Origin of the sequence: Prevotella sp. P3-92 (assembly GCF_002251205.1) — a bacterium.
Taxonomy (GTDB): Bacteria; Bacteroidota; Bacteroidia; order Bacteroidales; family Bacteroidaceae; genus Prevotella.
On record NZ_NPJE01000031.1, the window covers coordinates 100,414 to 114,939 of the forward strand.

Annotated in this window: 16 protein-coding genes; 10 read left to right on the forward strand and 6 right to left on the reverse strand. The window is 44.9% G+C overall.

Translation table 11 applies throughout. The features are described from left to right. Window positions 1–145 precede the first annotated feature (145 nt). From CIK93_RS04915 to CIK93_RS04930, 4 genes are read left to right on the forward strand one after another with little or no spacing between them, the layout of a single operon-like run. Complete coding sequence (locus CIK93_RS04915; protein WP_094390883.1) at window positions 146–739, forward strand: 50S ribosomal protein L25/general stress protein Ctc; 594 nt, start codon at window positions 146–148, stop codon at window positions 737–739. A gap of 16 nt (window positions 740–755) precedes the next feature. Further along, complete coding sequence (gene pth / locus CIK93_RS04920) at window positions 756–1,343, forward strand: aminoacyl-tRNA hydrolase (RefSeq protein ID WP_094390884.1); 588 nt, start codon at window positions 756–758, stop codon at window positions 1,341–1,343. After that, the gene (locus tag CIK93_RS04925; protein ID WP_058322667.1) at window positions 1,336–1,755 is read left to right on the forward strand and encodes an RNA-binding S4 domain-containing protein; all 420 of its coding nucleotides are present in this window, start codon (window positions 1,336–1,338) and stop codon (window positions 1,753–1,755) included. The genes pth and CIK93_RS04925 overlap by 8 nt, the downstream gene beginning before the upstream one ends. 27 nt (window positions 1,756–1,782) lie before the next feature. After that, entirely contained in the window at window positions 1,783–2,736 is a 954-nt protein-coding gene (locus tag CIK93_RS04930; protein WP_094446755.1) for a calcium/sodium antiporter, read from the forward strand. A gap of 82 nt (window positions 2,737–2,818) precedes the next feature. Here the strand turns inward: CIK93_RS04930 and CIK93_RS04935 are convergent, their stop codons facing one another. The 4 genes from CIK93_RS04935 to CIK93_RS04950 all read right to left on the reverse strand — a co-directional run bounded on the left by CIK93_RS04935 (window position 2,819) and on the right by CIK93_RS04950 (window position 6,222). Beyond that, complete coding sequence (locus CIK93_RS04935) at window positions 2,819–3,652, reverse strand: TlpA disulfide reductase family protein (protein WP_094390886.1); 834 nt, start codon at window positions 3,650–3,652, stop codon at window positions 2,819–2,821. 329 nt (window positions 3,653–3,981) lie between these two features. Next, window positions 3,982–4,737, reverse strand: a complete 756-nt coding sequence (locus CIK93_RS04940; RefSeq protein ID WP_254046737.1) for an SDR family oxidoreductase — start codon at window positions 4,735–4,737, stop codon at window positions 3,982–3,984. Then, a complete protein-coding gene (locus tag CIK93_RS04945; protein WP_254046738.1) occupies window positions 4,722–5,987 on the reverse strand; it encodes a S9 family peptidase in 1,266 nt (421 codons plus the stop codon). Before CIK93_RS04945 ends, CIK93_RS04940 begins: the two co-directional genes overlap by 16 nt. 10 nt (window positions 5,988–5,997) lie before the next feature. After that, window positions 5,998–6,222, reverse strand: a complete 225-nt coding sequence (locus CIK93_RS04950; protein ID WP_094390887.1) for a helicase associated domain-containing protein — start codon at window positions 6,220–6,222, stop codon at window positions 5,998–6,000. Window positions 6,223–6,615: 393 nt separating this feature from the next. Between CIK93_RS04950 and CIK93_RS04955 the strand changes: the two genes are divergently transcribed. Further along, the gene (locus CIK93_RS04955) at window positions 6,616–7,305 is read left to right on the forward strand and encodes a queuosine precursor transporter (protein ID WP_094446756.1); all 690 of its coding nucleotides are present in this window, start codon (window positions 6,616–6,618) and stop codon (window positions 7,303–7,305) included. Continuing rightward, window positions 7,305–7,766 (forward strand): preQ(1) synthase, encoded by a 462-nt coding sequence (queF, locus tag CIK93_RS04960; protein WP_094390889.1) that lies wholly within the window; start codon window positions 7,305–7,307, stop codon window positions 7,764–7,766. The genes CIK93_RS04955 and queF overlap by 1 nt, the downstream gene beginning before the upstream one ends. Before the next feature lie 86 nt (window positions 7,767–7,852). Here queF and CIK93_RS04965 read toward each other — a convergent pair whose 3' ends face one another. Then, complete coding sequence (locus tag CIK93_RS04965) at window positions 7,853–8,611, reverse strand: hypothetical protein (RefSeq protein WP_094390890.1); 759 nt, start codon at window positions 8,609–8,611, stop codon at window positions 7,853–7,855. Window positions 8,612–8,732: 121 nt separating this feature from the next. Here CIK93_RS04965 and CIK93_RS04970 point away from each other — a divergent pair, with 121 nt between their 5' ends. Both CIK93_RS04970 and CIK93_RS04975 read left to right on the forward strand, forming a co-directional pair. Then, entirely contained in the window at window positions 8,733–10,505 is a 1,773-nt protein-coding gene (locus CIK93_RS04970; RefSeq protein ID WP_094390891.1) for an oxaloacetate decarboxylase, read from the forward strand. After that, complete coding sequence (locus CIK93_RS04975; protein WP_094390902.1) at window positions 10,505–11,041, forward strand: HD domain-containing protein; 537 nt, start codon at window positions 10,505–10,507, stop codon at window positions 11,039–11,041. Before CIK93_RS04970 ends, CIK93_RS04975 begins: the two co-directional genes overlap by 1 nt. Before the next feature lie 82 nt (window positions 11,042–11,123). On the opposite strand, the gene CIK93_RS04980 is transcribed toward CIK93_RS04975, so the two are convergent. After that, window positions 11,124–11,873: a polyprenol monophosphomannose synthase gene (locus tag CIK93_RS04980; protein ID WP_094390892.1), complete on the reverse strand. Its 750-nt coding sequence runs from the start codon at window positions 11,871–11,873 to the stop codon at window positions 11,124–11,126. Window positions 11,874–12,247: 374 nt separating this feature from the next. Here CIK93_RS04980 and CIK93_RS04985 point away from each other — a divergent pair, with 374 nt between their 5' ends. Then, a complete protein-coding gene (locus CIK93_RS04985; protein WP_094446757.1) occupies window positions 12,248–12,634 on the forward strand; it encodes a DUF1573 domain-containing protein in 387 nt (128 codons plus the stop codon). Beyond that, window positions 12,627–14,279: an O-antigen ligase family protein gene (locus CIK93_RS04990; RefSeq protein WP_158215474.1), complete on the forward strand. Its 1,653-nt coding sequence runs from the start codon at window positions 12,627–12,629 to the stop codon at window positions 14,277–14,279. Before CIK93_RS04985 ends, CIK93_RS04990 begins: the two co-directional genes overlap by 8 nt. Window positions 14,280–14,526 lie beyond the last annotated feature (247 nt).

Sequence of the window (14,526 nt, forward strand, 5' to 3'; positions counted from 1 at the left end):
GCAAGAAAAGCGATGAAATAATGTAAAAAAGTAGTGGATGTTATGGGCATTTCACAAATTTTTCGTACCTTTGCACCGCTTTTTCGCTTCGTGTGATGGTGAATTAAGCAAAAACAACTTAATTTAGAGTAACACATTTATTATTATGAAAGAAATCAACGTAAACGGTCAGAAGCGCACCGATTTGGGCAAAAAAGCCTCTAAACAGCTTCGCAAAGAAGGACTCGTACCCTGTAATTTGTATGGTGAGAAGAAAGATGAGAACGGACTTCCCGTAGCATTCTCATTTGTAGCTTCTATGGCAGAACTCCGCAAGGTAGTTTATACTCCTCATGTATATGTAGTAGTGCTGAACATCGACGGTGAAGAGCACAAGGCTATCATCAAGGAGCTTCAGTTCCACCCAACAACCGATGCTCTGCTTCACGCAGACTTCTACGAGGTGAACGACACCAAGAACATCACTGTAGGTATTCCCGTTAAGCTCAACGGTCTGGCCCAGGGTGTGCGCGATGGTGGTAAGCTTCAGCTCCAGATCCGCAAGATCAACGTTACCGCTCCTTATCAGCAGATTCCTGAAATTCTGAACATCGATGTTACAAACCTCGAGCTCGGTAAGAGCATCAAGGTGGCTGCCCTCAGCTTCGAAGGTCTTGAGATCGCCACTCCAAAAGAGGTTATCGTTTGCTCTGTTAAGGCTACCCGTGCATCTCGCTCGGCTGCTGCCACTGCAGAATAATCTGACTGCATAGAGCATGGACAAATACTTGATTGTCGGTTTGGGCAATGTCGGTAGTGAATACGATATGACCCGCCACAATACTGGATTTATGGTATTGGACGCTTTTGCTAAAGCGTCCAATATTGTTTTTGAGGACAAGCGTTATGGGTATGTGGCAGAGGTTTCTATCAAAGGCCGTAAGGTATTTCTGCTGAAACCTACCACTTATATGAATCTTAGCGGTAATGCCGTGCGCTATTGGCTCAACAAAGAGAATATCGACCAGAGCCGTTTGCTCGTCATCAGCGACGATGTTGCTCTGCCACTTGGACATTTCCGACTGAAAGCCAATGGTTCTAATGGCGGACATAACGGATTGGGACATATCCAGCAACTCATCGGACAGCAGTATGCCCGTTTGCGCATGGGAATCGGCAACGATTATCCGCAAGGCATGCAGGTGGATTATGTGTTGGGACGCTATAGTGACGACGATATGAAGACGCTTCAGCCGGCTCTTGACCTTGGTGTGGAGATTATCCGCAGCTTTGTGTTGGCGGGTATTGACATCACCATGAACCAGTATAACAAGCTGGGGAAAGGAGTGAAGCAGAATGGCTGAACTGGCACGTATAGACAAATGGCTGTGGGCTGCACGAATCTTCAAGACACGCAGCATTGCCGCTGACGCCATCAAGAATGGTCGTGTCACTATCGGTGGTGTCAACGTGAAGCCTTCACGTATGGTGAAGGTTGGTGAGACGGTAAGTGTGCGTAAGCCTCCCGTCACCTATTCTTTCAAGGTTCTCAAAACCATTGAGCAGCGTGTCGGTGCCAAACTCTTGCCTGAGATTTATGAGAATGTGACAACTCCCGATCAGTATGAACTGCTGGAGATGAACCGCATCAGCGGTTTTGTGGATCGTGCCCGTGGCACAGGTCGTCCTACGAAGAAGGAACGTCGTGCGCTCGATGATTTTATCGGACCGTCGCTTGAGGGCTTCGATGATTTCGATTGGGATGACGAAGAATAGTCTTTTAGAGATCAAGAAATTGTTTTTATGATACTCGACATCATTATCGTGATTATCGGCATTTCTGTTGTATTGGCAGGAGCAGACCGACTGACAGAAGGTGCTTCGGCATTAGCCCGTCGGCTGCATGTTTCAGAAATTGTCATTGGTCTGACCATTGTGGCTGCTGGTACGTCGGCACCCGAACTCTTTGTCAGTCTGGTATCGGCATTGAAGGGCACCCCCGATTTGGCGGTGGGTAATGTGGTCGGTTCGAATATTATGAATGCGATGCTTATTGTGGGCTGTGCCGCCATGGTAGCCCCGATGGTCATCAGCCGTTCTACGGTACATAAAGACATCCCGTTTGCCGTAATTGCATCGGTACTATTGGTGTTGGCATGTATTGACGGGCAACTGTCGTGGACCATCACCGGACACACTATCGGTCGCTTGGATGGTGTGATGTTGCTGGTGGGCTATGTCCTATTCATGTATTATACGTTGAAGCATGCCAAAGCCGATGATTCGGAAACAGCACAGGTGAAGGCGCAACCGGTATGGTTGAGCATCATCTATGTGGTGGTCGGTTTGGCAGCCTTGGTATTCGGTAGTGATTGGTTTGTCGGTGCCGCATCGCGTATTGCCACTTCGTTGGGAGTAGGTGAGAGTGTCATCGGACTGACGATTGTGGCTGGCGGTACTTCGTTGCCCGAACTGGCAACGAGTGTAGTGGCAGCCCGTAAAGGCCGTTCTGCCATGGCGATCGGAAATGTTATTGGCAGTAATGTGTTCAATGTACTGATGATACTTGGTGTGACAGCTCTTATCTGTCCGATGCAGATTAACGGTATCACGATGATAGATCTGCTGATGACCTTGGTATCGGTCGCTCTGGTATGGTTTTTTGCGCGTACCCGATATACGGTGGCACGCTGGGAAGGTGGTGTGCTTACCGCAGGCTTCCTTGGTTATATGGCTTGGTTGTTGAGTCAGGCATAGCCAGCATTGCGATATAAAGAAATATGGGTTTTGCAGCAGGTTTGTTTGCTGTAAAGCCCATATTATATTTATAAGCGGTAGTTTATTCTCCGTAGATTTCCTTGAGTTTCTCGCCAACCTTCTCACCGCGAAGATCCATGGCAACGATGATGCCGTTGGGGTCAACCAGTATGTTGGAAGGGATGCTTGCTACACCATAAACCTCACTTGCAGCACACTTCCAACCTTTGAGGTCGCTGATCTGTGGCCATTTCATACCGAGTTTCTGAATGCCTTCCACCCAAGCCTCTTTCTTTTGGTCGAAGGAAACACCCACAATCTCAAATCCTTTGTCGTGGTATTTCTCATAGTTGGCAACCAGATTAGGCATTTCCTGTCGGCAGGGACCGCACCATGAAGCCCAGAAATCCACTAATACATACTGACCTTTTCCTACCCATTGGCTCAATGGAGCATAGCGGTCGTCTGTGTCGTTCATCTGCAGATCAGTAAATTTCTTGCCAGGTGCTCTTTTCTCCATACCCGCCAAGAGTTTCTTGGGACGGTCGAGTTCCGGGCAGTTGTAGTAGGCAGCAGTAGGATCGAGAATACTCTTCAACTCATTATAGTCGAAGTCGTACATGGCGCTGAGGATGTATTTGGCAGGAATCGTATTGTTTTTATTGTCGCGGATGATGGTACGTACCAGTTTGAGTTGTACTCCGCTGAGTGAGTCCATCTGGTTTGACAACTGTACGATGCGTGCTTTAGTCTCCGGCAGTTCCCCTTTAGGGTCTTTCTCGCGTAGTGCACGATACTCTTTCATTACTTGTTCACCCTGTGCATCGATGGCATCCATCTGCACTTTATACACATCTTCCTGTGCGTATGCGCCCAGTGATATGGCCATTAGGGCCAAAGTTAAAATTTTCTTCATATTGTTTTTGTTTTACCGCTACAAAGATAGTGCAAACCGAGTGAAATACAAAGAAAAACCTTGTTTTTCTTTTATTTCCGAGGTGCCGCCTATCTTCAGCAAGCTTATCTCTGCTCATTTGGCTTAACGAAAACGTTGGATTTCTCCTTCGTTTTCTCGCCATGACAGAATTAAAGCGAGCTTTATTCTGCTCATTTGGCTTAACGAAAACGTTGGATTTCTCCTTCGTTTTCTCGCCATGACAGAATTAAAGCGAGCTTTATTCTGCTCATTTGGCTTAACGAAAACGTTGTTTTTTTTTCTATAGAGAAAAATGGTTGTTTTGGCACTTACCCAATCTTCATGCGAGTCCAAAGCCAATGGGGAATGAGGCGCCAAAAGAATACAAGGATGGCATAACGCCAGTCGATAACTTTGATAGCCTTTTCCCTTTCTATCGCATCGACAATGGCTTTTGCCACCCGATGGGCATCAAGCTGTAGGGGATAATGATTGCCAGCAATGAGGTCGGTCTTTACAAAACCCGGTCGGATGTCTGTGAACAGGATAGGCAGATGACGCATTCGCGCCTGTTGGGAGAGACATTCTATATAATGGTTTTGGAAACGCTTGGTAGAAGAATAGGCAGGGGCGGCTCCCAGTCCTTTGGTTCCTGCTATCGAGGTGATACAGGCGATGTGTCCTTTCTTATGGTTTCCTGCCATCCACCGGTAGGCAGTAGCTACCATCCGCACAAAGCCCATACCATTGGTGGCTACGGTTTGCAGCTCCTTGTCAATATCGAGCGTGGTGTTCTGCCAACCGATACCCGAACTGTGGAAATAGAGATCCATGCCTCCCATCTCGCTGATCATCTCCTGCAGAAGGTCAGAGGCATCATCCTTGGTAATATCTATCTGTCGGAAACAAGCGATGCGACCTTCTGGCGCCTGACGTTGTACCTCTCTTAAAAGGTCTGTGCGCCGACCGGCAATGCCTACCAGCCATCCTTTTTCAGCCAGTTGTAAAGCCACTTCGCGTCCGATACCGGAGGTGGCTCCTATCACAATAGCTTTTTTATTCATACGCTCTACCAGTTGACCCATCGTTTCACATCGTATTTCTGTTGATAGTCTGCCGGCGCAATACGTATTGTGGTAGGTGTGTCGCTCTTGCCCAAGAGGAAACGTTCTATGAAGGCAACGACTTCCGGATATTGTGATTCGGGCAATTGGCAATGGTCATGTCCCGGTACGATGGAATAACCGATGCGGTCGGCAATACCGAAACGCTGCCAAACCTTGATGGCAGCTTCTGCAGAAACATACATGGAAGGATCAGCCAGCCATTCGTAGTCAGGATTGCCTAAAAGTAATACGGCACGTGGGCAGCACAGGGCAATGAGTTCGTGGTGGTCGTGAGGCAACAGATCTACACGTTCTTCAGCGAATGTTGTCTTCATTGATTCCAAAAACCAGTTGTAGTCTGTACGGTCGAGTGTTTCCACCTTACCTATGGTGCGCGATACACGCCATGACGCAGCACCTCCGCCTCCGGGTTCTTGTGCGATGATCAATGCCACGCGTTCGTCCATGGCTCCACAGAAGAGCGCCATTTTTCCAGCATACGAGCATCCTGTCACTCCGATATGCTTCATGTCGATGTGTGTTTGTTCTGGACCGAGTTTCTGTAGTCCGTCAAGCAGTCGGCTGAATCCCCATGCCCATTCACTATAGGCCCCATTGGCTGTTAGCGAAGGATAGAGTCGGTCGAATTGATACAGACCGCGCCTGTCGTGCTTCCCCCATTGGGTGTAGTTGTTCACCTGACTCTCTCTGAAGGTCATCAAAGCGATATTGCGCGCTGTGAAGAGTTGTGCAGGAATAGAGTTGCGACTGGCTCCGATGATGAGCGGATAGGGTGCTTTACCACCTTTGGGATAAGTAATGACGGACGAGAGAGTCAGGGTCTGTCCGTCCACGTGTACATCGACGATAAGGGTGTCGCCGTTCATGCGGGCATCAATATCGTCCATGCTTACCGCAGGCTTCATGCCGATTTCATATTTCTGAATACTTGCCAACAGTTCGGCACGTCTCTGTGCCCATTGTCCGTAGCGTTTCACCTCTTTCTTGCCGTTGTCCATCAGAAAAGGATTGGGTAACAAGGGTTGTGCTGTCAATGTACGCTCTTTATAGTATGCTTTCTGCATAAGTGACAGATGCTGGTTTTCGTGGGCAAAGACCAGAGGCGGATTCTTCTTTTGAGCAAGGGCCTGTAGTGGAATAATGATGCTCAATGCCATGCCTATGGCGATAATCATAGGTAAGTGATGGCTTCTGTTTGTTTTCATCATCGTCAATATATTAATGTAGTTCGTGTATCGTCCGCATTTTACTGAGTTCTATCAGCTTTTCTGCATGACTATTATTGAGCGTTCCTTGGTTATATTTCTTTCGATTGTATTTCCACCAGTTCAAGATGTTGGCATACTCCTTGTTGCTTTTGGCGGGCATCTGATGATGCTCCATGACATAAGCTACTGCCAATTGATACATGGCATCCCATGATTCTTCTCTGTTTCTTGCCATAATATTTTATAGTTTTCTGCAAAGATACAAATACATATAAAAACATCCAAACATATTCTGATGATTTTTGTAGAATCGGGCAGATTGATGAATCTACTTGCGTTCAGAAAACCAAAAGAAATTTTTGGATTTCTTTTGCTTTTCACTCACTTATTCGTACCTTTGGTCCTACGAACCTTAGGTACTCACGTTCGGAAAACCAAAAGAAATTTTTGGATTTCTTTTGCTTTTCACTCACTTATTCGTACCTTTGGTCCTACGAACCTTAGGTACTCACGTTCGGAAAACCAAAAGAATTTTTTGGATTTCTTTTGCTTTTCACTCACTTATTCGTACCTTTGCAGGCGAAAAACCTAGGGGTACTTGCTCAACCCCCTTTAACAAAACAAGAATATGAAACACGACAATCAAAAAGTCAGTGTGCTGTTTATGCTTTTCGGCATACTGTTCTGCGTCTGCCTCATTACGGCAAACGTATTGGAAACAAAGCAAATCTCATTTGGTTTCGTCAATGTGACGGCAGGTCTTATCGTATTCCCCGTGAGCTACATCATCAACGATGTGGTATGCGAGGTGTGGGGATACCGTCGCACACGTATGCTCATCTGGCTGGGCTTTGCCATGAACTTCCTCTTTGTGATGTTTGGAGCAATAGCCGACTGGATTCCCGGTGCCGATTATTGGAATGGCGACGAGGGATTCCATCAGATCTTCGGACTGGCCCCGCGTATCGTTGCCGCATCATTTGTGGCATTTCTCGCCGGTTCGTTTATCAATGCCTATGTGATGAGCCGCATGAAAATGATGACTGCAGGTAAGGGATTCTCGTTTCGCGCCATTGCCAGTACTGTGTTTGGCGAGTCTGCCGACTCGATTATCTTCTTCCCGCTCGCTCTTGGTGGTGTGATTCCCTGGGAGGAGATGCCGTCGCTCATCATTTCACAGGTGTGCATCAAGACACTCTACGAGATTATCGTTCTGCCTGTAACCATCCGCGTAGTGGCATTTACCAAGCGTCACGACCAGGAGGATGTCTATGACGAAGACATCAATTACAACATCTTTAAAATCTTTTCATTCTGATGGAAACAAGACAAGAAGACCATTTGCAGGCCTTGGGTCGCAAAACCGACTATCGCATGGATTATGCGCCAGAGGTGCTGGAGACCTTTGTCAACAAGCATCCGGGTAATGACTATTGGGTGCAGTTCAACTGTCCTGAGTTCACTTCACTCTGTCCTATCACAGGACAGCCTGACTTCGCAGAGATTAAAATCATGTATATTCCAGCAGAAAAGATGGTGGAGAGCAAGAGTCTGAAACTCTATCTCTTTTCTTTTCGCAACCACGGCGATTTTCATGAAGACTGTGTGAATATCATCATGAAGGATCTCATCAAACTGATGGAGCCGAAGTATATCGAGGTGACTGGCATTTTCACTCCGCGTGGAGGTATCAGCATCTATCCTTATGCCAATTACGGACTGCCCGGCACAAAATATGAGCAAATGGCAGAGCACCGTATGATGCAGCACGGACTGTGATGCAGACAAGACCGGATAAAGGTCCAGTAGAAAAAATAAGGTGGAAGAGTACTCTTCCACCTTATATGTTATAGTACGGCTAACACTTAGTTGTTTTTCTTGCGATAGAAACTCCAGTCGCCATCGCTGAAGCGCAACACAAGTGTGTCTTTGGTGAGTTCTACGATGCGACAGGTGTCACGGTCAATCTTCTGCTTTGTACCTTTAGTGCCCGATGGCATTTCCATCGTCCCAGAAGCCATAATCAACTTACCGTTGAAAAGTCTCCACTCCGTGTATCGCTTGATTTCTGGATACACCACAGCACTCATCTCGTCGGTTGTCTGTTGGTGTTTCATGCCTCTGGTAGTCATACTGTATCCACGCTTAAACTGCAACACATACTCACGCGGTACGAGCAATGATTCTTTGACAGAATCGGGCATCTCTGCCATCATGCGCCGACGAAGACGACGCGACATTTTGTCATAGTCGCGCAGTTTGGGCTTGACCATGAAAGCCCATTGTCCTTTGAGGTCGTCGAGGTTGATGACTGTCAGCGCCTCTGCCTTGTCTTCAGGATTGAGAATCACAGCCAGTTCGTCACCGATAAACGGTTTGCCGAATATCTGTTTCTGCTGACTGGCATTGATGATGTCGAAGGTGTCAGGATCGGCACCGGTGTAGGGGAGAAGCACCAAGAGCGAATCGGTAGTACCGTCGCATGCCAGACCATATAGGGTTGAGTCGCCCGGTTGCCGTTTCAGATAGTTGTCAGTGGCTTTTTCGGCTTGCGGAGCCTCCTTTTTGCCACACGCAGCCAATAGAAGTAAGGCCGAGGCAATAGTCAGTATTGTCTTCGTCATAATCGGTATTTTTTAGTTTTCGATGCAAAAGTACAAAATATCTCCGATTTTTGGTGTAAGTATTGGTTTTTATTTGTACATTTGCAACGAAATAACTATAACTAACGAGATTATTAGCCTTATGAAGAAGAAAATCAGATTCAGTCTTGTCTATCGCGACATGTGGCAGTCGTCTGGCAAGTTTCAACCCCGCAAAGATCAGTTGGCACGTATTGCTCCGGTAATCATCGACATGGGATGTTTTGCTCGTGTGGAAACCAACGGCGGTGCTTTCGAGCAGGTGAACCTGTTGGCTGGCGAAAACCCTAACGAGGCCGTACGTGCTTTCTGTAAGCCTTTCAACGAAGTGGGCATACAGACTCACATGCTCGACCGTGGTCTTAATGCGTTGCGCATGTATCCTGTACCTGATGATGTGCGCCAACTGATGTATAAAGTGAAGAAGGCACAAGGTACAGATATTACCCGCATCTTCTGTGGACTCAACGATACCCGAAACATCATACCTTCTATTAAGTGGGCAAAAGAAGCAGGCATGATACCGCAGGCAACACTCTGCATCACCACATCGCCTATTCATACTGCAGAATACTACTCTGCCATTGCCGATGAGCTGATAGCTGCCGGTGCCGAGGAAATCTGTCTGAAGGATATGGCTGGTATAGGACAGCCTGCCCTGTTGGGTAAACTGACCAAGCTCATCAAGACCAACCACCCCGATATTATCATCCAGTATCATGGTCATTCCGGTCCCGGACTGTCAATGGCTTCTGTATTGGAAGTGTGCAACAACGGTGCCGATATTATTGATACGGCCATCGAACCGCTATCGTGGGGTAAAGTGCATCCCGATATCATCTCGGTACAGTCGATGCTGAAGAATGAAGGCTTCGATGTGCCCGAAATCAATATGAATGCCTACATGCAGGCACGTGCGCTCACTCAGGAGTTTATCGACGACTGGTTGGGATATTTCATCAATCCTGCCAACAAACTCATGTCGTCATTATTGCTCGGTTGCGGACTTCCTGGCGGTATGATGGGTTCTATGATGGCAGATCTGGGCGGCATCTACAATGCCATCAACAAGCTGCGTGTCAAGAAGGGCGAGGCAGAACTGTCGATGGACGATATGTTGGTGAAACTCTTCAACGAAGTGGAGTATGTATGGCCACGTGTAGGTTATCCTCCATTGGTGACACCATTCTCACAATACACCAAGAATATTGCCTTGATGAACCTGTTGACGATAGAGCAGGGCAAGGGACGCTATGTGATGATGGACGATGCCATGTGGGGCATGATACTCGGCAAGAGCGGAAAGATTCCTGGAGAGATCGCACCCGAACTGAAAGAACTCGCTGTCAAGCAGAAACGCGAATTTACCGATGTCGATCCACATACATTGCTTGACAATGCACTTGATGGATTCCGCAAGGAGATGAAAGACAATGGTTGGGAGTGCGGTCAGGACGATGAGGAACTCTTTGAATTGGCTATGCATCCCGAACAGTATCGTATCTATAAGAGCGGTATGGCAAAGAAGAATTTCCTTGCCGATTTGCAGAAAGCAAAGGATGCCAAACTCGGCACGAAGCTCTCTGTAGAAGAACTGGCTGCTTTCAAACATGCCAAGGCGGATGCGCTGACAGCTCCTGTGGCAGGTCAGGTATATTACGAATTCTCAGGCGAAGGAGCTTGCGAACCTTGTCTCGAACCGTTTGTCGGACAGCGCTACAAGGAGGGTGATACCTATTGTTATATACAAGCGCCATGGGGCGAAATCGTTCCTATTCCTGCTGCCCTTGGCGGTAAACTGGTAGAGGTGGCAGCCAAACAGGGTGCCAAGGTGCGCCGTGGCGACAACCTCGGTTGGATAGAACGAGACCAATGATAGACTATCAGACGATAATAGATAAGTATTATCCGCAAGACAATGCGTTGCGCCGTCTGTTGCTTAAGCATAGCAGGCAGGTGGCGCAACGCGCTTTGCAGATAGCGCAGCGGCATCCTGAACTGGGTGCTGACCGGCGCTTTTTGGAGGAGGGAGCTATGCTTCACGATATAGGGGTGTTCCGCTGTCATGCACCATCCATCTATTGTGAAGGTACCGAACCTTATCTGCGCCACGGACTTATCGGCGGACAATTGTTGCGCGAAGAAGGATACCCAGACCATGCGCGAGTTTGCGAGCGACATACCGGCACGGGACTCACTATTGAGGAAATCAACGAGCAGCACCTGCCGTTGCCTCCTGCCGATTATGTGCCAGAGACCATCGAAGAACAGATTATCTGCTATGCAGACAAGTTCTACTCCAAGTCGCACCCCGACCGGGTATCGACCGTAGATGACGTCATCGCATCGCTCATGAAGTTTGGTTCGAAAGGCGTAGAGAAATTCAAGAAATGGTCGGAAACCTTTGAATAGCGGTTTCCGACCATTTCCTTTACTATCCTCTCTATTGCAGTTATCCACAGATAGAGGATTGATTATTGGGAATTACTCCGAATTATTGAGGCATCTTAGGATATTTGCGTGTCCAACCATCCCAACGAAGGCGCATCACACCGAAGAAAGCCTCGCCGAAGATGCCACCCGACATCTTTGAAGTACCTTCACGACGGTTGACAAAGATAACGGGAACCTCTTTGATTTTGAATCCTATCTTATAGGCGGTAAACTTCATTTCTATCTGGAAACCATAACCCTTGAAGCGGATTTTGTCCAGTTCGATAGTCTGTAGCACACGGCGCTTGTAGCATTTGAAACCTGCTGTGGTGTCGTGAACGCTGAATCCTGTTACTATTCTTACATATTTCGATGCGAAATAACTCATCAGCACACGGCCGATGGGCCAGTTGACCACGTTGACACCGCTGACGTAACGACTGCCGATAGCCACATCGTATCCTTCATCGGCACATGCTGCATAGAGGCGAGGCAGGTCGTTAGGATCGTGACTGAAGTCAGCATCCATTTCAAACACATATTCATAGGCACGTTCCAATGCCCATTTGAAACCGGTGATATAGGCAGTTCCCAATCCCAGTTTGCCACTGCGCTCAACAATAAATAGTCTGTCGGCAAACTCTGTATCCATCAGATGGTGGACGATGGCAGCAGTACCATCAGGCGAACCGTCATCGATGATTAGGATATGGAAACACTTCTCCAGTGCAAAGACCGCACGGATAATCTTCTCGATATTCTCCTTCTCGTTGTAAGTAGGAATAATTACTATACTGTCGCTTTGATTCATACTTTTATGTTTTATGCTACAAAGGTACGATTAAGCGAGCGAAATGCAAAAGAAAAACTCGTTTTTCTTAGCACTTCCGAGTGAAAGTACCTTGGAAACATCGATTTTTCTTTTGTGTTTTCGTTAAGACTGTGGGGCAGAGGCCGTGCAACCCTGCTGGGATTGACTTCTTTTTACCTTGTTATGCCTTGATAGAAACCAAGCCGGTCCTGCTTACAGATTTGCGTACAACCCAAGCCTTTGTGTGACACATTATTATAATTTACGATGAAAAATATAAAAAAGGTTGTGTGTTTTAAAAAAAATACGTATATTTGCATACAGAAACCAATAATGATACCCAAATACTAAAACGATTATAGATATTATAGATAATGAAAATACATTGTGGACGTATAGGAATAATAGTTTTTTTTATGTGTATTGTTTATTCTTCATGCACAAAGAATAAACAAAAAAGTCTTGTTTTGTCAAAATATGAATGCAATTTTGGAAAGGTTAGGCATGGTGTTCTGTGCGCTGATTTTGTAAAACTCTACAATAAAGGGAAAAAAGATATACGTGTAAGTAGAGTGGGAGGTGATTGTGGATGTACAACTGTGCTGATTGATAGACGGATAATAGTCCCTGGTGACTCTACTGTCTTACATTTTTCTCTAGATACTAAGGAAAAAATAGGTAAAATTGAAAATTATATAATTATAGAAGCCAATACAGATTCTGTAGTACATTATGTGCGACTTCTTGCAACAGTTGAATAAACAAAAAGACGAATGTAATATTGTATTCGTTGTGACAATATTTTTTATTGTTACAAGTTTTGCTTATGTTCCTTTTTTTGTGGATGATATTATTTATCCGAAAATATTGTCTTTTGGAAGTATTGGGATGTTATTATTGTTGTTTAGTAAAGGTGATATGGCAATTTACCTGTGCGAAAAAAAACTGGTTTGGTCAGTGTTAGCTCTGTTGTTCTATATACTGGTAAGACATAACGGCTATTTTTCGGTGTTTGTCCCTATAATTTTAGTATCGGTAATGTTGTTGCTGTTTTTCTCTGAAAGGAAAGTGCCAAATGATGTTGTAGGTAGAGCCTCGTTGATAGTGAGTATTGGAGCTGTAATTATTTGTTCTGCTCAATCATTTGGCTTGATGCGTTTTTATGAGAGTTTTCTTTTTACTGGTATATTTGATAATCCTTCTGGAGTTTCTGTTTTGATGTCTCTTTGCTTTCCTTTTGTGTTAGAACAATGGTTTAAAGATCGTTCGTGGACAACGATGGTGATAATCGTACTAATTGTTATGTGTGTAGTTTTGATACAATCACGGAGTGGCATACTTGCAATGTTACTTAGCTCATTAATGGTGATAGATATAAACAAAAAAGTGAATTCGAAACAGACAGTGTTGGTGTTGAGCGTAGGGCTATTATTGCTGATATGTTTATTTGTTTTAAAAAATAATTCAACAATGGGTCGTTTTTTCTTATATTCTAACACATTGACTTTACTTAAGAAAAATTTGTTTTTGGGATATGGTCCATGGGGATATGAGACAAACGTAATGAATATACAAGCTGAATATTTTATGAAACATAAATTAAGTGTATATGGTGATTTGGCCGGAGAAATGAGACACCCCCTGTGTGAGCCTTTGCTTTTATTGGTTAATTATGGATTAGTTGGTTTCTTTCTTTTACTTTGGATATGCAGTGAAATATATAAATCTTGGAAACAACGTCGAAGTGTTTGGCATTGTTGCTTGGCGGCGTTTGTTGTACAGTCACTTTTTACATATACAATGCGTTATCCATCTACGTGGTTTGTTGTTATTTTATGCTTGTCGCAAATAGTTTCAGGTACTCAAGGTATTAAAGTGAAAAAGTTTGTTTTGCCAAAAGGTATTGTAATTGTCGTTTTATTATGGGGAAGCCTTGCTATAGGTAATGATGCAAAATATGAATATCAATGGTATAGACAGACAAAACAAGAAGAGGTGGATTTGGTATCTTTGGAACAAATGGCAAATAATTGGAATGGAAATCCTCTGTTTTTTCGTAGTTATGCAGAAATATTGCAAAACGAATTTCTATTTGACAGGAGTAATAATATGTTAGAACGATACAATCAATACATAATAGATTTTAATTCACAAATAATGATAGCTGATAATTATTATGCCATGGGACAGTATAAAGAAGCTATGTCTTATTATTACAAAGCTTCTTATATGTGTCCTGTTCGGTTTGTTCCTATGAAAGGTATGATGCGGACGTATAGAAGAATGGACATGAACGAAGAAGCTTGTCAAATTGCACGTGATATTATTTTAAAGAAACCTAAAATTAACTCTTTTGATGTGGAACTAATTAAGAGCGAGGCAAGGAAACAACTATGGCAAAAATAAAAAATAAATTATACGTATATGTATGTATAGGAGGATTTGTTTTGGCGATTTCTTTATGGATAATGCATTGCTATATACAAACGGATACCTTTAGATTCACTAGTGTCCACTAAAAACGACAAACAATCGTTGTAAGTGGTTGATATGCGACAAAATACGAGCAAAAAATGACTCTATGGGTTAGAAATGACTATCTTTGCAGAAAATTACAATCTGTAAGTTAGTTTAGACTCATGAATCAAGGTAA